The organism is Bacteroidota bacterium, assembly GCA_016706865.1.
Taxonomy (GTDB): domain Bacteria; phylum Bacteroidota; class Bacteroidia; order Chitinophagales; family BACL12; genus UBA7236.
This window is the reverse complement of sequence record JADJIS010000003.1, coordinates 1,533,698-1,556,259: the sequence shown is the minus strand read 5'-3', so window position 1 is coordinate 1,556,259 and position 22,562 is coordinate 1,533,698. Positions and strand designations below refer to the sequence as shown.

At 34.6% G+C, this 22,562-nt stretch carries 29 protein-coding genes; 2 read left to right on the top strand and 27 right to left on the bottom strand.

What is annotated here, in order from left to right; translation table 11 throughout:
* Positions 1-3: 3 nt before the first annotated feature.
* Genes IPI31_16150 through IPI31_16125 form a run of 6 tightly spaced genes read right to left on the bottom strand, consistent with a single transcriptional unit; the run spans position 4 to position 2,347 of the window.
* Complete coding sequence (locus tag IPI31_16150; GenBank protein MBK7569353.1) at positions 4-294, bottom strand: hypothetical protein; 291 nt, start codon at positions 292-294, stop codon at positions 4-6.
* Positions 266-658, bottom strand: coding sequence for a DUF1801 domain-containing protein (locus tag IPI31_16145; protein ID MBK7569352.1), 393 nt, complete (start codon positions 656-658; stop codon positions 266-268). The genes IPI31_16150 and IPI31_16145 overlap by 29 nt, the downstream gene beginning before the upstream one ends.
* Positions 659-695: 37 nt before the next feature.
* Positions 696-905, bottom strand: a complete 210-nt coding sequence (locus tag IPI31_16140) for a hypothetical protein (GenBank protein MBK7569351.1) — start codon at positions 903-905, stop codon at positions 696-698.
* Positions 906-929: 24 nt separating this feature from the next.
* Positions 930-1,484, bottom strand: coding sequence for a dihydrofolate reductase family protein (locus IPI31_16135; GenBank protein MBK7569350.1), 555 nt, complete (start codon positions 1,482-1,484; stop codon positions 930-932).
* A 3-nt stretch (positions 1,485-1,487) separates the two neighbouring features.
* Positions 1,488-1,910 carry a VOC family protein gene (locus tag IPI31_16130; GenBank protein ID MBK7569349.1) on the bottom strand — a complete coding sequence of 141 codons (423 nt, stop codon included), beginning with the start codon at positions 1,908-1,910 and terminating at the stop codon, positions 1,488-1,490.
* A gap of 20 nt (positions 1,911-1,930) precedes the next feature.
* Positions 1,931-2,347, bottom strand: a complete 417-nt coding sequence (locus IPI31_16125) for an SRPBCC family protein (GenBank protein MBK7569348.1) — start codon at positions 2,345-2,347, stop codon at positions 1,931-1,933.
* Between the two features lie 163 nt (positions 2,348-2,510).
* Between IPI31_16125 and IPI31_16120 the strand changes: the two genes are divergently transcribed.
* Positions 2,511-3,488 (top strand): helix-turn-helix domain-containing protein, encoded by a 978-nt coding sequence (locus IPI31_16120; protein ID MBK7569347.1) that lies wholly within the window; start codon positions 2,511-2,513, stop codon positions 3,486-3,488.
* 372 nt (positions 3,489-3,860) lie between these two features.
* Here IPI31_16120 and IPI31_16115 read toward each other — a convergent pair whose 3' ends face one another.
* The 8 genes from IPI31_16115 to IPI31_16080 all read right to left on the bottom strand — a co-directional run bounded on the left by IPI31_16115 (position 3,861) and on the right by IPI31_16080 (position 7,751).
* Positions 3,861-4,295, bottom strand: a complete 435-nt coding sequence (locus IPI31_16115; GenBank protein ID MBK7569346.1) for a VOC family protein — start codon at positions 4,293-4,295, stop codon at positions 3,861-3,863.
* Between the two features lie 51 nt (positions 4,296-4,346).
* Positions 4,347-4,793, bottom strand: a complete 447-nt coding sequence (locus tag IPI31_16110) for a DUF1905 domain-containing protein (protein MBK7569345.1) — start codon at positions 4,791-4,793, stop codon at positions 4,347-4,349.
* Between the two features lie 6 nt (positions 4,794-4,799).
* Positions 4,800-5,018: a DUF4287 domain-containing protein gene (locus IPI31_16105; protein MBK7569344.1), complete on the bottom strand. Its 219-nt coding sequence runs from the start codon at positions 5,016-5,018 to the stop codon at positions 4,800-4,802.
* A gap of 5 nt (positions 5,019-5,023) precedes the next feature.
* The gene (locus IPI31_16100) at positions 5,024-5,416 is read right to left on the bottom strand and encodes a DoxX family protein (protein ID MBK7569343.1); all 393 of its coding nucleotides are present in this window, start codon (positions 5,414-5,416) and stop codon (positions 5,024-5,026) included.
* 159 nt (positions 5,417-5,575) lie between these two features.
* On the bottom strand, positions 5,576-5,920 hold the full coding sequence (locus IPI31_16095) for a TfoX/Sxy family protein (protein MBK7569342.1): 345 nt from the start codon (positions 5,918-5,920) through the stop codon (positions 5,576-5,578).
* Positions 5,921-6,145: 225 nt separating this feature from the next.
* Entirely contained in the window at positions 6,146-7,006 is an 861-nt protein-coding gene (locus IPI31_16090; GenBank protein MBK7569341.1) for an SRPBCC domain-containing protein, read from the bottom strand.
* On the bottom strand, positions 6,996-7,349 hold the full coding sequence (locus IPI31_16085) for a winged helix-turn-helix transcriptional regulator (GenBank protein MBK7569340.1): 354 nt from the start codon (positions 7,347-7,349) through the stop codon (positions 6,996-6,998). The genes IPI31_16090 and IPI31_16085 overlap by 11 nt, the downstream gene beginning before the upstream one ends.
* Before the next feature lie 213 nt (positions 7,350-7,562).
* Positions 7,563-7,751: a T9SS type A sorting domain-containing protein gene (locus IPI31_16080; GenBank protein ID MBK7569339.1), complete on the bottom strand. Its 189-nt coding sequence runs from the start codon at positions 7,749-7,751 to the stop codon at positions 7,563-7,565.
* A gap of 195 nt (positions 7,752-7,946) precedes the next feature.
* Between IPI31_16080 and IPI31_16075 the strand changes: the two genes are divergently transcribed.
* Entirely contained in the window at positions 7,947-10,262 is a 2,316-nt protein-coding gene (locus tag IPI31_16075) for a T9SS type A sorting domain-containing protein (GenBank protein MBK7569338.1), read from the top strand.
* 172 nt (positions 10,263-10,434) lie between these two features.
* Here IPI31_16075 and IPI31_16070 read toward each other — a convergent pair whose 3' ends face one another.
* The 13 genes from IPI31_16070 to IPI31_16010 form a co-directional block, all read right to left on the bottom strand.
* Positions 10,435-10,950, bottom strand: a complete 516-nt coding sequence (locus tag IPI31_16070) for a GNAT family N-acetyltransferase (GenBank protein ID MBK7569337.1) — start codon at positions 10,948-10,950, stop codon at positions 10,435-10,437.
* Positions 10,951-10,971: 21 nt separating this feature from the next.
* Complete coding sequence (locus IPI31_16065; GenBank protein MBK7569336.1) at positions 10,972-12,375, bottom strand: hypothetical protein; 1,404 nt, start codon at positions 12,373-12,375, stop codon at positions 10,972-10,974.
* A gap of 15 nt (positions 12,376-12,390) precedes the next feature.
* Positions 12,391-12,846 (bottom strand): OmpA family protein, encoded by a 456-nt coding sequence (locus IPI31_16060; GenBank protein MBK7569335.1) that lies wholly within the window; start codon positions 12,844-12,846, stop codon positions 12,391-12,393.
* Between the two features lie 43 nt (positions 12,847-12,889).
* Positions 12,890-13,375 carry a DUF4199 domain-containing protein gene (locus IPI31_16055; protein MBK7569334.1) on the bottom strand — a complete coding sequence of 162 codons (486 nt, stop codon included), beginning with the start codon at positions 13,373-13,375 and terminating at the stop codon, positions 12,890-12,892.
* 1 nt (position 13,376) lies between these two features.
* A complete protein-coding gene (locus IPI31_16050) occupies positions 13,377-13,820 on the bottom strand; it encodes a DUF1801 domain-containing protein (protein ID MBK7569333.1) in 444 nt (147 codons plus the stop codon).
* An 85-nt stretch (positions 13,821-13,905) separates the two neighbouring features.
* Complete coding sequence (locus tag IPI31_16045) at positions 13,906-14,481, bottom strand: DUF4287 domain-containing protein (protein ID MBK7569332.1); 576 nt, start codon at positions 14,479-14,481, stop codon at positions 13,906-13,908.
* A 10-nt stretch (positions 14,482-14,491) separates the two neighbouring features.
* The gene (locus IPI31_16040) at positions 14,492-14,899 is read right to left on the bottom strand and encodes a DUF1761 domain-containing protein (GenBank protein ID MBK7569331.1); all 408 of its coding nucleotides are present in this window, start codon (positions 14,897-14,899) and stop codon (positions 14,492-14,494) included.
* A gap of 60 nt (positions 14,900-14,959) precedes the next feature.
* Entirely contained in the window at positions 14,960-15,778 is an 819-nt protein-coding gene (locus IPI31_16035) for a helix-turn-helix domain-containing protein (protein MBK7569330.1), read from the bottom strand.
* 188 nt (positions 15,779-15,966) lie between these two features.
* Positions 15,967-16,902, bottom strand: coding sequence for a hypothetical protein (locus IPI31_16030; GenBank protein MBK7569329.1), 936 nt, complete (start codon positions 16,900-16,902; stop codon positions 15,967-15,969).
* Between the two features lie 308 nt (positions 16,903-17,210).
* The gene (locus IPI31_16025; GenBank protein MBK7569328.1) at positions 17,211-18,236 is read right to left on the bottom strand and encodes an LLM class flavin-dependent oxidoreductase; all 1,026 of its coding nucleotides are present in this window, start codon (positions 18,234-18,236) and stop codon (positions 17,211-17,213) included.
* A gap of 127 nt (positions 18,237-18,363) precedes the next feature.
* Positions 18,364-19,710, bottom strand: coding sequence for a VCBS repeat-containing protein (locus IPI31_16020; protein ID MBK7569327.1), 1,347 nt, complete (start codon positions 19,708-19,710; stop codon positions 18,364-18,366).
* Entirely contained in the window at positions 19,616-20,335 is a 720-nt protein-coding gene (locus IPI31_16015) for a VCBS repeat-containing protein (protein ID MBK7569326.1), read from the bottom strand. Before IPI31_16015 ends, IPI31_16020 begins: the two co-directional genes overlap by 95 nt.
* A gap of 489 nt (positions 20,336-20,824) precedes the next feature.
* Positions 20,825-22,462, bottom strand: a complete 1,638-nt coding sequence (locus IPI31_16010) for a T9SS type A sorting domain-containing protein (protein ID MBK7569325.1) — start codon at positions 22,460-22,462, stop codon at positions 20,825-20,827.
* Positions 22,463-22,562 lie beyond the last annotated feature (100 nt).

Below are 22,562 nucleotides of genomic sequence, written 5' to 3'. Positions count from 1 at the left end.
AGTTCAATTTTTTTTAAAGGTAAGATGTTCAGAATCCAAAACCAGGTGAAGTTTACGCATTGCATTCGGACCCATTCCGTGAAGTGCTAAAATTTCTGCTTCCGTGTATTTCGACAATTGTTTAAGTGTTAATATGCCTTCATTTTCCAAAGCCCTTCGCGCCGGTGCTGAAAGCAGAGAAAATAAACCGTCTTTTGGTTTGCGTTGCTGCTCGCATATAGGGCAAACGGGACAAGTGCTGCTCTTAAAAAATTGGTGACCTTTTTTACAGGTTTTTAAGTTTTTTTTTGGCATCTGCTTTTTCCTTATCTTCCTTAATTTTAAATTTTACAATTTTAGTAATTAGTGCAACAGGTAAGGGTTCGTCCAATGGAAATTGAACAGCTCCTTTCGACCATTTATATTTGGCGAACTCCTTTTCAAAATTTTTAATTCCTGTGGATGTTGGATAAAATCCTATATGATGTTTATATCCGGCAAAATAAACGATTACCGAATTTAATTTAAATGCTGGCATACCATAACTTATTACTTCCTTAGCTTTAGGAGCTAACTTCTGAATCAATTGCCGAATTTGTTCCAGTTTTTTCTGGGTTTCTGAAGGAAATGGGAAAATATATTCATCTATATTGGCCGGGGCGATTTTTAACATAGCCATAATAAAAATTTAGTTTGTTAATGAAATTAATAATACTTTAATCTAAAATAATACAAACATAATTATTTCGATTCAAAACATCAATTATTTTATCCAATACCATATTTTCCCCTTCCACTCTCAATATTTTATCACAATCAGATAAGTCAAAATTTATTTTGTAACAAGGAAAATCTATATTGAGTAAATTCAATAAGAATTTTGCTTCTACTTCTTCTGCTACATTTGTTTTGAATACTTCTACCATCTTTAAAGAGAAACAATAATTAATTTATTCTATTGCGTAATTTAAAAGTACAACACCACTTTTAAAAGTTTTTGTATCAATTAGTTTGAGATTTATATTGCATTGTATGTTATTAAAAATTGGTGTTCCGTTTTTAATAACAACAGGATCTATCATTATTTGATAACTGTCAATAAGATTTGCTTCGGCTAATTGGGTGATAATTGTCCCGCTTCCGAGTATGGTCATATTTTTACCATTACTTTGTTTCAATTTTCTAACCTCTTCTACAATATTCTCTTTTATCAGTTGGGTATTTTTCCAATCAGCAGTTTTTAAAGTGGTAGAAAATACAATTTTTTCTGCCTTATTCATTCCCTCTGCCACAACCGGCGATTGTTCAAACGCAGCCGGTGACGACCAATATCCGGCCATCATTTCATAGGTAATTCTTCCGAAAAGCAGTGTATTTCCGGGTTCCATACTTTTTTCCGAAAAGGAATTTTCCTCAGCTCCATGTTGATGCCAACTAATGTCACCATTTAATCCTTTATAACAACCATTCAGGGAAAGGAAATTGTAAACACTTAAATGTCTCATAATTTATTTTTTATTGATGTTCTTATCAAAACTTAATAACCAATGATTACCATATTTATCGGTAAGATCGCCAAATAATGCTCCCCAAAAAGTGTCTTCTAATGGGTGATCGGCATTTCCTCCCACGGAAAGTTTTTTATAGAAAGATAAAATTTCTTTTTCACTACTGCAATTTATAGAAAGTGAAACTGCATTGCCTTTAATTAATCCGCCTTCTGCAACCATATCAGAACCCATGAGTATTAATTCATTTTTTGTTAAGGTAGCGTGCAAAATAAATTCTTTCATTTTTGCAGGCAGTTGTTTTGCAAGAGGTGAATCTCCAATGGTTTGTAAAACAAGTTCACCACCCAAACATTTTTGGTAAAAAAGCATTGCTTCCCTGCAGTTTCCACTAAAGGTTAAATAGGAATTAATCTGTGCCATTAAATTTATTTAGGAGGTATTTAATTAGCCTCAGTGTATTTTTTAAAATTATTCAGAATAGCCTGCCAACCTGTTTTTTGCATGTCAATGGGATTTACACTTTCCGGATCAAATTTTTCAATAATTTGAGTATTATTACCCTCCTTAATAAAATCTACCTGCACTTTTCTTCCGTCTGCCATGCTGTATTTAATTAGCTCCATATTTATTACTTCATCATAAATGCCTTCAAAATCAAAACCAAAACTGCCGTCTTTTGCTTCCATTCGTGAGGTGAATTTTCCTCCTGTTCTCAGATCATTTGTGGCAGAAGGAGTATGCCAATCGTCGGAAGCTGCATTCCATACCATAATGTGTTCTGGTTTGGTCCAGAATTTCCATACTTTTTCTATTGGTGCATTTATTAATGCTTCAATAGTGATCATGTTACTTGTCATAATTTGTATTTTTTAAGTTAGTAAATTAAATAGTTTTGCTTTCCTTATAGATTGTAAAATTATTTGATTTGTGATACAAAGATGGGGCATATAGAATTAAAAACAATGTGTTAAAATGACAATATTGGGGTGTTTTGCGACAGATTTTTTATATCTTTGAATCATGAAAAACGTAAGCATTCTCGTACCGGAATCATCAGTAATGCAGGCAATTGCTGATCCGCAGTATCTATTTTCCGCAGTAAATCAATTTTTGATGATTTCGGGGAAGGAACCTTTGTTCAATATACAGCTGGTTGGTCTTAAGAAGGAGGTTAAGCTTAACGATGGAATATTTTCCGTTCATACGGATAAACAAATTAAGGATGTTAAAAGTACCGATCTGGTTTTTATTCCGGCACTTTTTGGGGATATGAAAAATGCCATCCATTTAAACAAAGATTTAATTCCTTGGATCACCGATCAGTATGAGGGTGGGGCAGAGGTTGCATCTTTATGTGTTGGTGCTTTTTTACTTGCCAGTACAGGTTTGCTCGATGGAAAAAAATGTTCCACGCATTGGGGATTTCAAAATGAGTTCAGAGAAATGTTTCCTGAAGTAGAAATGGTGGATGGTAGTATCATTACCGAGGAAAATAGAATTTATTCCAGCGGTGGAGCAAATTCTTATTGGAATTTACTTTTGCATTTGGTGGAAAAATATACCGACAGAGAAACTGCAATTCTTGCGTCAAAATATTTTGCCATTGATATTGATAGAGATAGTCAGACAACATTTGCTTTATTCAAGGGACAAAAAAATCACAGCGATAATGAAGTAAAGGAAGCGCAGGAATTCATAGAAAAAAATTATGCCGAAAAAATATCCGTGGATGATCTGGCAAACAAAGTTTCTGTTGGCAGAAGAAGTTTTGAGCGTCGATTTAAACTGGCTACCAACAATACAGTATTAGAATATATTCATCGCATTAAAATGGAAGCCGCAAAAAGAAGTTTTGAAACAAGCAGAAAAAATATTAATGAAGTAATGTTTGATGTTGGGTATACTGATACAAAAGCATTCAGAACTATCTTTAAAAAAATTACGGGACTTACGCCGGTGGAATATAGGAATAAGTATAATAAACAAACATTTTCGTGAACCGTCAATCGTAAATCGTGAGTCCGTCACTGCTACCATTGGAGCTCGGATTTTGACTTTGAACTTTTTTCCGGGATGGAACCTTCTCACCACTCATTTTCGTGAATCGTGAGGCGTGAATCGTGAGTCCATTATTGCAACCATTGGAGCTCGGATTTTGACTTTGGACCTTTTTCCGGGATGGAGCATTCTCACCACTCACCACTCACCAAATAGATCGGAAGCTTTAATCCAACTCGGATCAAATTCATTACTCATTTCTCATTACTCATTTTCGTGAATCGTGAGTCCGGTGCAGCTACCATTAGAGATTTGGGTTTTCACCTTAAACTTTTTTCCAGGTTGGAGCATTCTCACCACTCACCTCATTAATCACGATGCACAATTAAACATCCACTGCACACCAAATTTATCGATACAACTTCCAAAATAATCCCCCCAAAACATGTCCTGAAGTTCCATTGTTATTTTGCCGCCTTGCGATAATGCATCAAATAATTTTTTGGTTTCTTCTTTCGTGTCAGGTTCGAGGTTGATGTGCATATTATTTCCAAAATTCACTGTAAAGCCCATGGTTTCCGGTGCATCGGTTCCCATTAACTTATGTCCACCGGTAATTTCCAATTCAATGTGCATCACGAGATTTTCGTCGCCGGGAGCTAAGGGTGGCATATCGTCGGAGGGTGGTATATCCTTAAATCTTGCGATGCCATTTCTACCAAATTCTCCTCCAAAAATGGATTTATAAAAATTAAATGCTTCTTCAGTGTTTCGGGTAAAATTGAGATAAGTGCTTGTTCTTGCCATCTTATTATTTTTAGTTATGATTAAATATTATGAATAAAAAAAATAGATATTTTACTTTTTATTTTCCTTTAATAATTCTAAAGTTTTTTCAATTCTTCTTTGTCGGGTTTCTTCTGTTTTTGCATCGTTGATCGGAATAATGAATGCGCGTTTTTTGCTATAGGAAAGTGCGTCAAAATTCTTTTTGGCTACAGGATCTTTTTTTAATCTTTTTTCAAGATCTGCCGGAACCTCTGCAATTCGTTCTTCCGTATCTAGTTCGATATTCACTGTAATTTTATCTCCACCTTTTATATTCGCACCCTCCCGATGTAATGCACTAACACCGATCATATAAACTCCTCCCATAACAGCAATGGTATTTCTATAGGTATATCCGTTTATGGTAACTTTAACCGGAGGTTTTTTTTCCGCACCTAATTTTTCAACTACTTCGGCAGGAATTTCAAATCCGGTCGCTGTTTTGCCTGCTTGTAGTAATACCGTTTTAAATTGCATAATATTTTATTCTTTTTTACCCTTAAGCAAAGCAAAAATAGCCATCGCGTGTCCGTGTCCCAAATCGAAATCCGTTTTTAGCCAATTAACAATTTCTCCGGCTTTTACAGTGGATTTAAGTTCACCATTTTCTAAAAAGCCCTTTTGTTTCGCTAATTTTTTAAAATCCTCAGGCGACTTACCTGTTTTGGTTTGAATATTATCGAGATATGCTTGAAATGACATAATAATTAAATTGTAGTTTGAGATGCAGTAAAGGATTTTAATTTTTTGTGATAAAAATAATATGATAGCGCTCCTATTAAAATAGGTCCCAACATTCCCATCCAACCTTTTGGCGACGGATCGATGCAATACAATGAGTAAGTAGCCCCAATTAAATCATATGCTAATCCTGCATAAGCCCATTCTTTTATTCTTGGAAATCCGGGAATAATTATTGCGATCACTCCGAGAATTTTTGCCAATCCTAAAAACGGTATAATATAAACAGGATATCCAAGATCATCATGCACCATTTTGACTGCATCCGGAACTGTTAAAAGATCAGGGATTGCAGAAAAAAGCATAAATGCTCCGAACAACCCTGTAAATACCCAGTATAAAATTTTAGTTCTTTTCATTGTTTTTGTTTTGAGTTTTATTAAAACCTGAATTAATTTAATAAAAACAAAGGTCAGTTTTGTTCGGAATGCAAATACTGTGTGTATGTGACTTAAAAAGGGTGTTTTGCGACATAGCACAAAAGAATTATTCTTCGTGAATCATCCAGGAAGTTAATTTTATTTTTTCTTCTTTTTAGAGGATTTTGCCAGGTCATTAAAGGAAAGTGCGAGTTCGATCCAATAATCGAAATCCTTTTTTGATTTCATTCCTGTCTCATCAATTAGTACATAACCTATCATGGGTCTATTTGTAAAATCCATGGTTCTGCATCCGCGTTGCTCCACTGCCTTTGCATGAAATTCCGGGTTTATGCGACACATAAGATCATCTTTTATGATGCCTACACACATTTTATCATTTACCATAAATGTTAAACCACCCATCATTCGTTTTTCTTCCACATTAGGAACATCCCCAAGTTTCTCGCGTATGCGTTCCGCTAATTTTTCGTTGTATGCCATGGGATAAAAATAAAAAATATTTGTTATTTCCAGCAGGAGCTTCAAAGTTTTGGTTCACTAAATTCCAAAAACAATTAAATCAGCGAAATCCGCGTAATCCATATAATCTGTGATCCAAATGTTTTTGTTCCCCGCAGAGATCGCAGAGGACGCAGGGCATGCAGGGTGTAATTAAATATTAAGTAAATCTGTGAAACCCGCGAAATCCTTTAAATCCGTGATCCATTACCCAAAAGGAGTGCCCATGCCAGTGGTTATGTAATCGTGAAAACTTTCCATAAAACTTATCCAACCATTATCACACACCTCATAACATTCTAATGAAGGTTTAAGTCCGTGATGCGTCAGGATAAGATCTGTTGAATCCTCATTTTGATTTATTTCCCAAACTATTTTCGTTCCGTTCCATTCTGATTTATTATTGATCTCTGCGATATCGATATAACTTTCCATTACCTCCCAGATAATTTTTTTGTCGGGTATCAATTCCACTACTTTTATCTTTTTAAAAGTTTTGTCGAAACGCACGGTAAATACCTCATTTATTGTATTCGCCGAACCTTCCATTTTTTCAGTCCACCAATTTTGAATATTTTGTGTGAGCCCTGTATAGATCTTTTTAGCAGTGGATTCTACCGTGATCTCATAGTGAAAATCATCCTTTTCAAGATAATTTTTTAACGAGGTATTTATTATTGAATCCCATCCCGCTTCAAAATTTGTAATAGAAAGATCAGCATTATCAGATGGGAATGTTCCAATATCCTTATGGGTTAATTTAAGAAGTGTTTTGTTGTCCTGCGGAAACAATTCAAAACTCACATAGGAAATCCCTGAGTATCCATCATAACGCCAAGTATAGGTTAATTTTTTTTCTGGAATTAACTCTGTTATTTCACAAATATGTAAATACTGTTTTTCCGGTGATGGGCCACCAGTAAATTGAAATACAAATCCCACTTCCGGTTTAAATTCTTTGAGGTCAAAATACCATAATTTCATTTCGTTTTTATCGGTAAGTGCCGACCATACTTTTTTTACATCTGCGTTAAAAAGGCGTTCGAGGTATATCGTTTTATTTTCCATGATCCGGTTTTTTATTTATTTTTTTAACGGTTTTTTTATGCTGTTCCAAATGTATTTCCAGGGCATCCAATTTATTGGTCCAGAACAAACTGTATTGCTGAACCCAAGTTTGCACCTGATCCAAGGCTGCCAGTTGCGGGACACAGAATCGCTCTCTTCCAAGCTGTTTTATTTCGATAAGGCCACACTCGCTGAGGATCTTAATATGTTTGGATATTGCAGGCCTGCTCATGTCAAAATTATCGGCAACAGCATTGAGATTCATGATCTGATTGGACAAAAGCGCTATGATCTCCCGCCTTGTGGGGTCGGCAATTGCCTGGAATACGTCTCTTCTTACCATAAGCTTAAGTAACTATTTGTTTACAAAAGTATATGTAACCGAATGGTTACGCAAGGAATTTGGAAGATTTATTTTGTGTGATTTGAGAAACTATAATGGCAATCTAAATCATTGGACACAAACCGTGATTATTTCTTTAGTTGAATGGTGCAAAAAAAAGGAGTTGATTACTAGCGCCATTACCGGATATGCATTGAAACATAAAATACATATCTATTGTAATATAATTTTCCCGGCTCCTAATCTTTTTCCTGCACTCACTAATTCATAAATATAAATTCCCTTGGCTAAATCATTCGGACGCCATTCTGCATAATTGTCATTTACAATAATTTCATTTATTTTTTGTCCGAATAAATTGAATATACTTAATTTATATTCATTCGTATATTTTTCGCTCATGTAAAGTGAAATTTGTTTGCGAAAAGCTAAATATTGATGTAAAAAGAATGCATGTAAATAAAAGTACTTTGGGTTTCATAGGAAATTTTATTAGAGGTGGAAAAGAGAATAAATGTAAACCAATTAATTTGAATTTTGTAAATTTTTCATTAGATTTGTTTAACAATCGGTATAAAATACCTATTTTTAGTGACAATGAAGCACTGTTTAACCTTTTTTTTATTACTATTTTTTGTAAATGGATTGCTCTTTGCTCAAGCGCCGGACAAACGTATTATATATATAGGAGGTGGAGGAATTGATAATACTCTTAACATTTCCTTAATGGATGATGTATTCGGTGAGAGCAATTGGGAGCAGTTTAATTATGGAGGTATTGACACAGCAGGTTTGTTTTCTGAAAATACATGTATGATTTTTATAGAAGGGTCATTTTCTGGTAGCGATGATTTTGATCTTTTTTACACTAACTACTTTGAAGAATTTCAGAATTTTATTTACAACGGCGGTGGTCTATATATTAATTATTTATCTGCTCCTAGTTATGAATTTTATCTAGGATTTGACTCAGTATATAGAAGTAATTCGCTACTCCCAAACTATGAGGGTTATTTTTTAGCACCATTTAATCCTATAATTAATGGGCCATTTTTACCAATAACAAACCCAATTGATTTTTCTCCTGATTTGGGTTACTTTATGTGCACAGGAAGTTTCTACGGAGTCGATTTCGATACCCTAATTATTGATACTACATATTCCAAAGCAGCATTAATTCAAAAAAAATATGGCGAAGGTACTGTTATAGCCTCCCAGTTTTATTATGATATTGAACATTATTCCGAAGAACACCTAGCTTTGAGACGCAACATACTTTGGCACTTGGCCTCTTGTCTACATTCAGAATCAGATCTAGGAATTCAGGATATCATCTATCCTATCGCAGAATGCAATTTAGGAGAAGAAAATTTACAGCTACTTGTTCATAATTATGGATTTGCAGATCAAAATAATTTTACTATTTATTTTCAGGTTGATGGAGGTTTAATTGAGAGCGAATCAATTACAGAAACTATCACGGCTTATTTATCAGATACCATTTTATTTACCTCATTGGTTGATTTAAGTGCCTGTGGCGATCATGAAATAAAATTGTGGACAAGCGTAGAGGGCGATACAATAACAAATAACGATACATTAATTTTTACCATAACAAGTATCTGTGCAACCCCCGCAGGTTTGAATTATCCGATTACGTTATGCGAAACTGATGCGAGTTTTACTCCGGATGTAAATGTTGGCAGCGGAGGAATTTTTTCAGGTGAGGGAATAACCGATTCGTTAACAGGAACTTTTGATCCCGGAGTATATGTGAATGGAACTTATGCTCTTATTAATTACAGTTATTCTACTGCAATGGATTATGCAATGGAAACTATTCCATATACTCCACCGGAATTCATTTCACCAACATTTGTTTCCTTTACAACAAATGATGACGTGGATACTCTAGGCATCGGATTTAATTTTAATTTTTATGAAAACACATATGATACCATCTTTCCGGCAAGTAATGGCTATATGTGTTTTGGAGAGGCTCATGATACCTGGTATATAGGTATCCCTTCTCCAACTATTAATAATCTAATTGCATTGGCAGGAGAAGACCTTAATATTCTAGGCGGTGGTGAAGTATATTATGAAACTTCAGGATCAGCACCTTATCGAAAATTTATAATTAAATACGATGAAGTTCATATGAATTTTCCATCCTATTTTTATATCACAGTTACGTCGGTATTGTATGAGTCAACCGGTATTATTGAATTATATATTGACACCTTGGCAGATGTAGAGGAAGGAGCATTCACGCAAGGAATAGTAAATGATTTTGGAACAAAATGGATTAATACGCACAATCCCAGCGATAACGAATTTGTACAAAAAAGCTGGCATGATGGTGCTAATGATACAGCATTTAGATTTATTCCAGTATTTTGTTCTGCGGTTGCAATTGATACAATTTTTATCGGGCCGCAATTATCAATGACAAGTTCTCCTGCAATTGGCGGTGAAAATAACGGCACTGCAACAGCAACTATCACCAATGGCGGCACTCCACCCTTTTCATTTTTATGGGAGACTGGTGAAACAACGGCGACGATAGAAAATTTATCACCTGGATTTTATACAACAACTGTTACAGATAGTTTGGAATGCTCAACCACAGATAGTGTTGAAGTAACTTTTGCAAATACCTTGGAAGATATTGCAGAAAATTCCATAAAACTTTATCCCAATCCTTCGGAAACATTTTTTATTCTGGAGGTTGGAAATGATTTTTTAAATGGTACAGTGGAATTAATTAATGCAGAGGGAAAAGTTATTTATAACATTTATGTCACCACAAATTCAACGGAAATTATTGTCGCTGATATTGCAAGTGGGTTATATCATATTAGAATTAGTTGCGATGGTAAAACCTTTTTCCAAGCCGTTGTTATAAATTAACATTTAATTGGAAACTGATTTCTGGAATTAGATCTTAAAGTCTAAAATGTTTTGTGTATTCACTTTTACTTTTGATCTTTTTTTAACTGATATGCAACGATAAAAGTTTAATATTTACCAAAGTCAGGATATTTAATTACTCTTAAATTTTCCATTGAGTTAATTTATTATATCAATTTTTAACACATTCCCGCCTATCAATTTTGTAAACCACACCCTCTTCTCCATCAAAATCAAAATCCTTCCAATAATGCAAACCAATTTTTTCCAGCACTTTTATTGAGGCAATATTTTCTTTTCTTGCACGTCCTACTATTTGTTGCATATTAAACTTATGGAAACCAAGTTCTAAACATGCAACAGCAGCTTCCGTTGCATAACCTTTATTCCAATATTTCTTGAAAAAACGAAAACCTATATCAATTTCATCCAATTCAGAAGTGTATTTTAATCCACACCAACCTAAAAATGTTTCATCATTTTTTCTGATAACAGCCCATCTGCCAAAATGATATTTGAGATAATGGTCGTAATTTTTTATAAAATTTCTTGCAGTATCTATATCATGAAAAGAAGCGTCACCGGTATATTTGATCACATCCTCGTCAAGGTTTAACTGGTATGCGCTTTCTGCGTCATCTTCTGTAATTTCACGTAAATAAAGTCTTTCGGTTTCGAGCACTTTCATTGTAGGATTGTGATTAATATTTTATTGCGGTTTTTTGATAAGATCTAAAGTATAGTTTAAATATACATCCTCCGATAATGCAAGTTGCTCCGGTGTAAGTTCTATAATATGATCGGGAATTAATCCGCGACCAGTATTTAATTCGATGGGATTATAAATTGTGGCAAGTGTAGCGGGTGTGATCTGAATCCTCGTATTTGGAAGTTGCCAGGTTGACCGCATAAAGAAGCCTGACATGATAACGGGGTTACCTCCGGTTTCAGTTCCAATGAAAGTTGCTCTATTCTCTCTTTTTAAGGTTGATGCAAGTATTACTCCTGCAGAAAATGTACTTTCATTAATAAGCACATATACTGATTCTTTAAAATTATTTTTTTTCGGTTGAAATTTGCCTATGCCATAAAAAGGAAACCAACTTTTTTTGTTGCGTTCCATAAAATTTTCTGAATCTTTGTTTTTAACAACCCTGCATTCTGTAGCTTGCTCAAATGGCTCATCGAACAAGTAGGTTAATAAATATTTCACATAATCAGGATTGCCACCCATATTGCCTCTCAGATCAATTACGAGATTGGTGACATTAGCATCCTGTATCAAATTAAAATAACCCGAGACATCTCTTTTAAATTTTTTGTTGTATGTATTTTTAATAAGAGTTTGATCAAATGTTTTTATGGTAAGCACTGCCGTGTGCATACTATCTAAAACCTTTAAATTATATGGATTTAAGTCCGGAATATTGGCCTTTTCTTTTTGATTTTTCATTGAGAGTAGGGCTATCCCTGTAACTTCACAATTTCCAACCTTACCATTCAAATTTTTATAGGCAATGTTATACTTTTCCGCTAATCCATAATAAACAAAATAATAAAATCGAAAAGCGGAATTGATAGAACCATAAATATATTGTTGATTATTACCTTCCTTAGGGAGGTTAGATAAAAATTTATTCAGAATCACTTCAGCGGTAATACTATTTATGGATATAATTTCTGTCCCGGGACTTAATTCCGATGCTGAGCTATAATTGTATGAAACATACAATTTATTTTTGATGCATTTAATATCCAGTGGAAACAGATCGTTACAGCCCCTCAACGCTTCCATTGCGTGTTCACCCGGAATAATGGAATTATGTCCGTCCTGTATGAAAGTGGTAAGGGGAGTCAACATCCTATAAAACTCCAATTCATTCATAGGATGATCAATAGCATTGTAAATACTGTCAAATTTGCTATCTACGGCTTCCTTACTTTTATATAAATAAAGTATGGGAAGTTTTTTTTCCAGTCGGTCGCGCCAATAAGTGAGATCTTCCTGCAATTGCGATACACTATATTCTTTGGTAAAAATTGTATCCGCCTGAGCGAAACAATTGTTTGTGACAAGGATGAAGAATAATACGAAAAATGGAATTTTTCTCATTGGCGAAATGCTTAATCACTCTTCAAAATCCGTCCTGAGTATTTTAAATTCAGTGCGGCGGTTAACAAGATGTTCATCCTCCGTTTTTGCATTTTTAATAATTGGATTTGAATCATCATAACCCACTGCGGTCAATCTATCTGAATCAATTCCTTTACTAATTAAATATTCAACTATTTTATCAGCGCGTAAACAGGTAAGACATCTGGAGGATTCAGCTGACCATCGTTCGTCAAAATAATTACCGACTTCCATCACTAAATTATTATTTCGTTGTAAAAATATTACTATTGTATCAAGATAAAGATAGCTCTCTTCCTTCAATGTAGATTTTGCTATTTCAAATTGTATATTATAGGTTACTAAAGTTTGAACTTGTTTCAAAGTAGTATCCTGAAGTGTAAAATTTTGCGCAATACAGCATTGGTAGTCAAATAAAAAGGTGAAAAGTAAAATGAAAACATATTTCATTTGGTATATATATATTAGGTTAGTTATTTTGTCACCTTTACAATTAATTGGACTTTTTTGTCCTCACAAAAAAAGCAATGATAGCCGTTGTTAATATTCCCATTGCAAATGCTCCTATTAATCCCTGAATGATATAATTTTTAAGATTGAAATAATTTTCGGCTTCTGTTTGCGTCATCTCTCCCTCAGCCACAGCATATTTTATCACATTTGGAAAATACTCAGGCGTTATAATGGTGGAGGTTATAAATTGAGTCAAGGGACTGAAAACTGTAATGATTATAGTGATGATCAACCCGCAAACAAATCCTTGTTTATAGGTCATAACACCTTTGTAAAATCGATTTCTTTTTTCCAGCAAGGCAAACAGATATATTCCAACTGCGGGTATCGCTATCAGATTGGTTACTATAGCGTGTTTATCTATATGTGTACTGTGCAGACCGGCTAATTTTTCCAGTAACATCCAGACCAAGGTCATTAAAATAAATATAAGGGCCCATTTAATTTCAATTTTAATATTTTGCATTTTAGTTTCTTTTAAGATTTTTTTCGTAATTTGTAATCCAATCCTCAACGGATATTTTTTGTGTTAGTTCGGCAATTAATTCGAATGGTATCTGATCGATCTTTTTAAATCGGATACAACTTTTTCCCATATCGAGTTTGGTTTTGTTGTGTTTGGGATATTCCTTGATAAACCAATCCGACAATTTTTTATCTCCATAAATACCCATGTGATATAAAGCTATAAAATTTTTCTGAGAAGCTACATTCATAAAAGGGAGAGGAGTTGTAGGATCGCAATGATAACCTTCGGGATAAATGGAAAAAGGTACACAATATCCAATACCAAAGTTGCTGAAAGTTTCCTTAAATCCTTTAGGTAAATTTTTTACAATAGTTTGTCTCAATTTTTTCATTGCTTCTTTGCGATCATCAGCAATGGTTTCCAGGTAATTTTCAAAAGTCATAAAAGTTAAATCTTTGGTTGCCTGAAGTTTTATTATGCAATAATAATAAAATCTCCTGATTTCCTCCATTAATTAACCCCAACACTCATTTTTTATGACTTCGTTCGTAAGAAAGTTTGATCAGATCGAATACAATATTATCAAATTCTTTAATATCATGTATTATTGCCATGTGTGATATGCGTGGCATTGGACCTGTCATCTTTGTTTTCTGGATCTTTTCATCGAAGGGCCTGTCACCCAGATCCATACCCAGGCGAATTTCACCCGGTTTTACATTTATTGCAGCAAATTCTTTTACTGCAGTAAATGATAAATAAGTTTTTTTGGGGATGAGTGTTGTGCCCTGAAAATTAGATACTATTTTTTCTGAGATGGCATCAAAAAGTGGTCGGATATCAGGGCATTTTATAAATTGATTTTCCAGGAGGACATTCTCATCAACATACACCGGATTCCCATTATTGAAATGCATTCCAATAATAAATTGCGCCTGCATATGATTTAAACCATGCCCTTTTTTGAGCCATTCCAGCAGGTCGTTTCGTTTTTCAATCCCGGAATTCTTTACAATTTTAAGCCATTCGGATATAGAATTTCCTGTTTTCTCCTTTGCGGAATCAATAAATTCTTTTTCCAGTTCTCCTGATGTTTTAGCCATATTAATAATTTTATCTCCAAATTCCTAAAATAAATCCAACCAAAGTAAAATAGATCGTGATATATCCACCATTTATGAGGATGTATTTCCAACTGCGTTGTTCAAAAAGGGCAACAATGGTAAATATAAGTGCAGAAAATCCAAATCCCGCAAGAAACCCCGCTGTGGCGCCCCAAATATAATCGGTTTCCGCATTCCCTAAAAAAAATGCCATGTTATAACTAATGATCAAAGAAAATAGCAGGGTTAGGCTATAGGTTTTACCAGGGTTTACTTTTTTAATATCCTCTTCTGTAAATTTATTTTCCTGCATCCATGCTTTGTAGAACAGGAGAGGAGAATACCAAATTGCTCCAAGGGCTAAATTCAGCACTGCACAGGTAATTACAGCTAAATGATTAATGTGTATTTCGTCCATAATTTTTTTTACGGACAAAGTAAAGTGGTTTTTGTAGAAGTGTATTGGAAAAAATTAACCTCAGCCTACAGCAATATAGTTAGTATAGGCATTATTCAATTGTAAAAACTGCGTTGGAGTAAATCCGGAGAAGTTTTTAAAATCGTTAATAAAATGTGCCTGGTCGAAGTAACCGCTTTCAAAAGCTATGCCTGTCCAATTCGCCCTGGCACTTTTTTCAATTTCCGTTATTGCCTTTTGAAATCGAATAACTTTGAGGAATGACTTTGGTGTTAATCCTACATTTTCTTTAAATATATTGATTAGGTGTTTGTGCGAATAACCGACCTTATCTGCAATTTTTTCTATTGTTGCGATATTGGGATTACGCAGAATTTCTCCAACTGCAAAATCAACAAAAGGATTTAGGTGCATTTTTTTACCAAACACCTTCAAAAGTTGTTGCTCCACACAATTAAATTTTAGCAGGATGTTGTTTATCCCGAGTAAACGTTCCCGTATATTCAATATTTCATTGGTAAGCACCAATTCACCATCAACAACACAATCGGTGAGCTCATACAGCGGCATTTCAACAAAGGGGTATGCTTTTCCCTTATGAAAATTGATAATAAACATTTCACTGTCGCGACCAGACGGTATTGTAATGAATTTATTGCGTATTCCGGAGAACCAAACATTTTTGCAGGATTGTATTTCTTTTAAGGTGTGATTGTCGTAAATAAATTTTGGATAATCGGTAAGGTCAATAACAACATTGATATTGCCATCAGGCAAAAAACGATCTACGCTGTGCGCTGGATTAAAATTTGTATAATAAATAAAACTCTCCACAAATTGATTGAGCGGAAATTGTGGTGTATAAATTTCATATATCATAGACAAATAATTACCTGGTTAAAATCTTTTTGACATTTATTCCTATAAACATCGGGTTAAAAATACAAAACTTTTAATATTCAGATTTTAACATATAATAACATTTAATTATTCTTCAATATTGATTTCTGCAATTTTATTTTATTGGAGAATTATCCATTAACCTGCCTTAGATTTGATAAATTTATTTACAAATTATTGTTCGGGTCATATTTTCTTAAAACCCTTAATGCTCTCAAAGTATTCCATCTGCTTGGTTTACCGGCTTGTTCCATTACAAAATGCACTTTTCCGGGGTGAGCTGCAGGCAATTTCCACAATCCGTCCTTTGTTTGTTTTTGGAGTATCCATTGAATGGATTCCTCCATTCTGGGGTCATATTTTGCATTTGCATACTGAAAATAATCCATTGCTTTGAGGATGTCGTAATACCATCTCCCCGGATAATACAATTTTAAGAAATTCGGATTAATGATCTCTCCGGTTCTGTGCGACCGGAATAATTTGTGTATTAAAATAAATTCAATGGCTTGTTTTTTTGACTTAATTAATTCTTTTAAACGGTAAGTATATCCATTCTTTTCATATTCGGAAATACCTTCCAAAACACTGAGTGTTGTATGCAAGGAACTGTGTACTGCACCTTGTCTGTTAGAAAAACAATTAAATCCGCCATCCGGCATTTTTTGAGATAATAGAAAGTCAACCACGGATTTTAGATTTTCTTTGGGAGTATTAAAATAACTCGAATAATTAAGCAACATTCCATTAATACAAACATCACTTGCCTTAACGGAACCGATAGGATTTATTCCACCATCCGGTCCTTTTTCAGTATCGAAAATAAGTTGGATTGATTTATTAATGTCCTTATTTCCCGGATAAATATTTAGATTTTTCAAATCCAATAAGGTATAATGCGTGGATATCCATTTAGGTTGATAAAAACCTTGTCCCCAATGACCATTTTTTTGCCTGCATTTTAGAAACTGATAACCCCAACCTTCTGAACTAATTCTTTTTTGTAGTGCAGATTTTTCCTTATCCAACAAATCTCTGTAGACCTGATATTGAATGGATATATCACTATCCAAAAGCCAATTCATAATTTGTTTGTGGGTCATATAACCAGTTAAATAGTATAATTTAATGTAACAATGTGAAAGTAACTAATATTAGTTATTTGAGGTATGACAAAGATCATTGTAACGCTCTATTTATAACGAAATTTCGTTAGATGGTTATTTAAATTTTGCCGGTAAGTCGGTGAGAGCGGGAAGGTGGCGGGAAGGAATTTTCGGTGGAATAATAATTATAATTTTCTATAGAATATTTTTTTTGCCACTAAGAACGCGAAGGTTCGCGAAGAAATTTTCGGTGGAATAATATTTCGATTCCCATTGATCTTGTTTTAAATCAATCAGACCAGAATTTATTTATTTACAATAGGAGAAACAATTTCGCCAATTAAATTTATTGAGTGCAATAATTTTTCATGAGATAAAGCTGCATTATCCATTTGAAAAGTAAATCTCGATATTCCACCCAGTGCTTCACTGTGACGCAATATTTTTTCTGCAACCTCCTGTGGATCGCCTACAAGTAAGGCACCCGTTTTACCATTTTGTGCATCAAATCTGTTTCTGGTAACTGGTGGCCATCCGCGTTCTCTTCCAATTCGAGTAAAGGTTTCAGCATAACCCGGATAATAATCCGCAATAGCTTCTTCCGATGAATTTCCAACATATCCCAAAGAATGTAATCCTACTTTTAATTGTTCGGGCTTAAAGCCTGCAATTTTTCCCGCTTCGCGATAAAGATCTATCAGTGGTTTAAATCTATGCGTTTCTCCGCCAATAATTGCGACCATTAAAGGTAATCCTAAAGACCCTGCACGGATAAATGATTCCGGAGTGCCGCCAACACCCAACCAGATCGGAAATGGATCTTGTAATGGACGTGGATAAATTGCCTGATTTCTCAACGCAGGTCTAAATTTTCCCGACCAGTTCACCACTTCATTCTCGCGAATACTTAATAGTAATTCCAGTTTTTCGGCAAATAATTCGTCATAGTCATTTAATTGATATCCGAACAAGGGAAATGCCTCTGTAAAGGAACCGCGACCAACCACCATTTCTGCTCTTCCATTGGAGATTAGGTCCAGAGTCGCAAAATTTTGAAATACACGAACAGGATCAGCAGCGCTCAAAACTGTAACTGCACTTGTGAGCCTGATATTTTTTGTGCGTGCGGCAGCCGCTGCAAGTATCATGGCGGGAGCAGAGTCGAGAAATTCTTTGCGGTGGTGTTCACCAATACCGAATAGGTCTAATCCGCATTTATCGGCAAATTCAATTCTCTCCAATAATTCAGCCAGAGCTTGAGTGCGTTGTTTTCCAATGTTGTCGTCCGCTGTTAAAGTTGCCGAAGCGAAACTGTCGATTCCAATTTCCATATTTTTATTTACCCTTAATATTAAACATTATTGTGCAAGGTAACTCACTTTCAATAAAGATAGTTCAATGAGAATAATTTGTATGCTATTATGGGTGTAGTTATTTAAAACAGGTAAGGCTAAACCCTTACAATTTGGATACAACGATAGTAAAGCTATTAAATTGCGACACATAACGGATAAGATAACTTCCGGTTGGAATATCTTCCGTGGTTATTTTCGTAACTCTGGTAGTAGTTTGTCGTTTTATCTCTTCTCCACGCATGTCGTAAAATATCGCAATTCCATTTTCCTCTGTTCCATTTAAATATATTTCATTTTTAAAAGGAACAGGATAACAACTGATAGATAAATTTTCATTTAAATACGGAACAACTTCCGTTTCTGAATAAGAAAACTGTCCATCGAAATCAGTTTGTTTCAAACGGTAATAATTTAATCCGTAAATGGGAGTTTCATCTATAAAGGTATAATGTGTAATTATATTGGAATACCCTGCACCGGATATTTCTCCGATCTTAAAAAAATCTATTCCATTATAACTTTTTTCAATGCTGAAATAATTATTATTTTTTTCAGAGGCGGTGCTCCATTTTAATAAAATTTTATTATATTCATTTTCAGCCGTAAAAGAAATGAGTTCTATCGGTAAAAGAATACATAAATTGGCTAATATCGATACGGTGGAACCACTATTTGTTACTGCTATATCAGGCCTGTAATCGCCATCAAAATCTGCTATTCCAACATCATAAGAAACACCCGCAGCCAGATCCACTCTTGGTGCAAATGAAATTGTTCCAACAATGCTCGTATTTCTAAAAACACTTGTATTGTTTAGTGTATAATTTCCTACAGCGATATCTGGTTTCGCATCACCATCAAGGTCGCCAACACCCAAGCCATAATGCGTAAATGTTCCGGCCGGAGTTGCAAAATCTTGTCGGGCTGCAAGTGTTATAGCACCGGGCGAACTTGTATTTCTGTAAACAGCAAGTGTGGCAACATCTCTGTTTACAATTGCAATATCGGATCTGTCATCACCATCAAGATCGGCAATATGAACAAAATACGGAACAGTTCCCGGAGAAAAATCTTGTCGCGTTGCAAAAGAAATTGTTCCGGCAGTACTTGTATTTCTAAAAACAGACATGGTATTGCTTGTAAATGCAGTAATTACCAGATCGGGTTTATTATCACCATCCAGATCGCCCACATCTATTTTGTGTGGTTGTGTTGTAGTGGAAAAACTTACACCTGCTGCAAATGAAATTATGCCCGGACCCGTACTTGTATTTCTCAAAACCCAAACACAATTTCCCGACCAATGCACTGATATCAGATCAGGTTTTCCATCCCCATCAATATCAATTATTTTATTACCATTTCCCTGACCAATTGATGCTGTAAAATCTGCACGAGGGGCAAAAGAAATACTTCCAATTGTACTTTGTATTTCTATAAACAGAAACAAAGGCCCCTCCACCATTTCCTCCAAGTGCTACATCCGGTTTACCATCTCCATCAAAATCTCCAATGGAAACTTCATTCGGTTGTCCCCCTGCAGCCCAGGGAAAGGTAACCTTTGCTGCAAATGATATACTTCCGGGTGTACTGGTATTTCTGGTTACTGTAAAATAATTATTAAAATAATCAGGTATTATGAGATCTGCTTTGCCATCTCCATCCATATCATAAATTTCCACATTGTGCGATCCTCCCTGCACACTAATAGCTGGTGCAAAGGTGGTGGCGCTGTTGCAAATAGTAGTTACAATAAAAGGTTTATCAGAATATGCCGTTAAATTCGTAATTATATTGGTTGCTGTAATATATTGATAATTTGCTCCCGTTGGAACAGTAGCAGTTAGAGAAGTTGCACTTGCAGCAGATACAGTAGCAGCGGTAGCGCCAAAAAATACAATATTATTTGTGAGGGTATTATCGAATCCGGTGCCGGTTATTGTAACAATTGTGCCTATGGGGCCAGTGGTTGGAGAAAAAGAACTTATAGTTTGCCCGTTAACATAAAAAGTATATAAAAAAATGAAAAAAAGTAATGATGCGTTGTTTAATATTTTGAAAATAGAATGTTTCATTATAGGTGAAATTAATTATTTCTTATAAATCTCTCTAAGATAATAACAATTATTTATGAATTTTGGGTTATTACTAATATAGCCTTGTATTTCAACAATAAATGACATACATAACCAAATTCAAAAATATATGAAAATATCAATAAGAAAAGTGATCAGGATCACATTTTACAATAACTAAAGTCATCTGACTGTTGTTTCGCTTGATATGAATATTCCCCGAACAACCTTACTTTTTGAATATATTGATTTAATGTTTCACGAACCCATTTCGGATTAAATTGGAGAGAATTTAATTTATGACTTAGGTGAGATGGTAATTGGAGAGTTTAAAGTCGCTATTGAATTAGTGATAATTATGATATGTGGAAGCGACAATTATTATACAATGTAAAAGTATCATATAGAATTCATCTTTGAAATTGTATTGACAATAAATTAAAACACCCCTGAACCAATAGGAACAGGGGGTGTATCACTTCATTTGGATTACCGGGATATTACAAACGGGATGGTTTCAAATGTATTGTCATTTTTATATCGCAGCAGATAACAGCCTGTTGGGTATTCAGAAATATTTACATATAAAACGGATTCCATCGATTGCATTTCGTTTACTACCTGGCCGGCAGTATTTATAATTTGTATGGGAACATTTTCTGGTATTCCTTCTACTAAGAATTGTTCAGATGCAGGGTTTGGATATAAATTAATAGCATTTTTGTTTTCACTAATATTACTGCGCACATAATGTTCACCAAAAAATGCAGCGGTTACCCTGCAGCATCCTCCACCGGGATTTTCGCTTGGAAATAGTAACCAATCATCACCGGTTAAATTTGACTGAAGAATCATATCATCATTTATTACAAGTCCACTTTCCACTCCCTCATATAATTTAACAGGCCATACTGCAACACCGGTGTTCGTATTATATCTTTCAATAAAAACATTATTGAGCGTAAATCCAGCAATTAAAACGTCGCCGGTAATTATATCAAAACAAACTGACCTTCCTTCTTCAATTGAACCTGGTATCAGGTTGAGGTTAATATTCTTCGTCCAGAGTATTGCACCTGTACCACTCAATCTCCATGTCCTGATATCGCGACCTCCGGACCCTGTTTTATAACTACCTGTAAAGGCTATTCCTTCTCCAATTGTATTTCCTGCAGCATCCCACATGTTTTCATCACCTTCCGTTGCTTCTCCGAATCTTTTTGTCCACAACATTTTTCCATTTAATGCTTTTATTTTAAAAACAGAAATGTGTTTGTAATAAGGGGCAACGTTATCTTCCGAGCTGGATATTCCATATAAATTACCTAAATCATCAATTACGAGTTGTGAAGCAATATCATCTCTTCCGGCGTAGCTAAAAAATAATTTAGAATATTGTAATGCACCAAAACTATTATATTTTGTTAAAAAATTATCGTGATTTGAGCCAGCTGCATTTTTTTGGAAATATCCCCAAATAAATACATTACCAACCGGATCAATTTTAATGTTTGTGGCAATTGTTGCAAAAGAACCAACCATTAAAGTATTAAATTCATGTGTTGCAGTATCTCCTAAATTATTAATTACTATGCGTGCAACGAGAACTTTCCATTTATTATCAGAAGTGTCAAATGCCTTAATAGCTGCGGTGACAACATAATTATCAGGAAAAAGGGTATGAAAAACAAATCCTAAAACTTCCGCCTGATTAAACTGCACAGGCAGGTCAATGTCGTATCCATCTGTTTCAGAGGATTGAATATTGTCGCGAAATGAGATATGTAAAACCTGTGATTCGTTATCTATTACCATTAAGCATGATGTAGTACCTAAATTTAATATTGGTCCGGGTTTAAGATTATCTGAGGCGGGTTCGATATTGATGGTATCTACAACTCCGCTGCTGTCGATACTTACGAATCCATTTTCTGTAGGGGAGGAGTAATACGCTGTAAAAGTGGCAGTAAACGCAAAATCAGTGAAGTAGTCCTCACAAAAATTTACCGCATCTGGTGGCGTCGGATAAAAGGTTGAGGATTTTAAATAGGGTGTTAGGGTTTGAGCGCCCAGACCCAGGCTGCCCATTAAAATCAGGGTTGTGATCAAGATGTTTAAATTTCTCATTTGAAGTGTTTTTAATGAAATGAATGCACAAAAATATTTTCAACCTAACGGCTAATTAAACCAAAATATGATTAAATTTGACATTGTGAATTGCCAATAA

Excerpts from the sequence above, each read along its gene's own strand:
- IPI31_16040 (MBK7569331.1), bottom strand. The coding sequence starts at position 14,899 with ATGGACGAAATACACATTAATCATTTAGCTGTAATTACCTGTGCAGTG.
- IPI31_16060 (MBK7569335.1), bottom strand. The coding sequence starts at position 12,846 with ATGAAATATGTTTTCATTTTACTTTTCACCTTTTTATTTGACTACCAA.
- IPI31_16090 (MBK7569341.1), bottom strand. The coding sequence starts at position 7,006 with ATGGAAAATAAAACGATATACCTCGAACGCCTTTTTAACGCAGATGTA.
- IPI31_16070 (MBK7569337.1), bottom strand. The coding sequence starts at position 10,950 with ATGAAAGTGCTCGAAACCGAAAGACTTTATTTACGTGAAATTACAGAA.
- IPI31_16030 (MBK7569329.1), bottom strand. The coding sequence starts at position 16,902 with ATGACCCACAAACAAATTATGAATTGGCTTTTGGATAGTGATATATCC.
- IPI31_16125 (MBK7569348.1), bottom strand. The coding sequence starts at position 2,347 with ATGACAAGTAACATGATCACTATTGAAGCATTAATAAATGCACCAATA.
- IPI31_16065 (MBK7569336.1), bottom strand. The coding sequence starts at position 12,375 with ATGAGAAAAATTCCATTTTTCGTATTATTCTTCATCCTTGTCACAAAC.
- IPI31_16015 (MBK7569326.1), bottom strand. The coding sequence starts at position 20,335 with ATGAAACATTCTATTTTCAAAATATTAAACAACGCATCATTACTTTTT.
- IPI31_16075 (MBK7569338.1), top strand. The coding sequence starts at position 7,947 with ATGAAGCACTGTTTAACCTTTTTTTTATTACTATTTTTTGTAAATGGA.
- IPI31_16115 (MBK7569346.1), bottom strand. The coding sequence starts at position 4,295 with ATGGCAAGAACAAGCACTTATCTCAATTTTACCCGAAACACTGAAGAA.
- IPI31_16130 (MBK7569349.1), bottom strand. The coding sequence starts at position 1,910 with ATGGCACAGATTAATTCCTATTTAACCTTTAGTGGAAACTGCAGGGAA.
- IPI31_16055 (MBK7569334.1), bottom strand. The coding sequence starts at position 13,375 with ATGCAAAATATTAAAATTGAAATTAAATGGGCCCTTATATTTATTTTA.
- IPI31_16080 (MBK7569339.1), bottom strand. The coding sequence starts at position 7,751 with ATGAGCGAAAAATATACGAATGAATATAAATTAAGTATATTCAATTTA.
- IPI31_16025 (MBK7569328.1), bottom strand. The coding sequence starts at position 18,236 with ATGGAAATTGGAATCGACAGTTTCGCTTCGGCAACTTTAACAGCGGAC.
- IPI31_16085 (MBK7569340.1), bottom strand. The coding sequence starts at position 7,349 with ATGGTAAGAAGAGACGTATTCCAGGCAATTGCCGACCCCACAAGGCGG.
- IPI31_16110 (MBK7569345.1), bottom strand. The coding sequence starts at position 4,793 with ATGCAATTTAAAACGGTATTACTACAAGCAGGCAAAACAGCGACCGGA.
- IPI31_16045 (MBK7569332.1), bottom strand. The coding sequence starts at position 14,481 with ATGGCTAAAACATCAGGAGAACTGGAAAAAGAATTTATTGATTCCGCA.
- IPI31_16010 (MBK7569325.1), bottom strand. The coding sequence starts at position 22,462 with ATGAGAAATTTAAACATCTTGATCACAACCCTGATTTTAATGGGCAGC.
- IPI31_16145 (MBK7569352.1), bottom strand. The coding sequence starts at position 658 with ATGGCTATGTTAAAAATCGCCCCGGCCAATATAGATGAATATATTTTC.
- IPI31_16105 (MBK7569344.1), bottom strand. The coding sequence starts at position 5,018 with ATGTCATTTCAAGCATATCTCGATAATATTCAAACCAAAACAGGTAAG.
- IPI31_16050 (MBK7569333.1), bottom strand. The coding sequence starts at position 13,820 with ATGACTTTTGAAAATTACCTGGAAACCATTGCTGATGATCGCAAAGAA.
- IPI31_16035 (MBK7569330.1), bottom strand. The coding sequence starts at position 15,778 with ATGATATATGAAATTTATACACCACAATTTCCGCTCAATCAATTTGTG.
- IPI31_16095 (MBK7569342.1), bottom strand. The coding sequence starts at position 5,920 with ATGGCATACAACGAAAAATTAGCGGAACGCATACGCGAGAAACTTGGG.
- IPI31_16135 (MBK7569350.1), bottom strand. The coding sequence starts at position 1,484 with ATGAGACATTTAAGTGTTTACAATTTCCTTTCCCTGAATGGTTGTTAT.
- IPI31_16140 (MBK7569351.1), bottom strand. The coding sequence starts at position 905 with ATGGTAGAAGTATTCAAAACAAATGTAGCAGAAGAAGTAGAAGCAAAA.
- IPI31_16100 (MBK7569343.1), bottom strand. The coding sequence starts at position 5,416 with ATGAAAAGAACTAAAATTTTATACTGGGTATTTACAGGGTTGTTCGGA.
- IPI31_16150 (MBK7569353.1), bottom strand. The coding sequence starts at position 294 with ATGCCAAAAAAAAACTTAAAAACCTGTAAAAAAGGTCACCAATTTTTT.
- IPI31_16120 (MBK7569347.1), top strand. The coding sequence starts at position 2,511 with ATGAAAAACGTAAGCATTCTCGTACCGGAATCATCAGTAATGCAGGCA.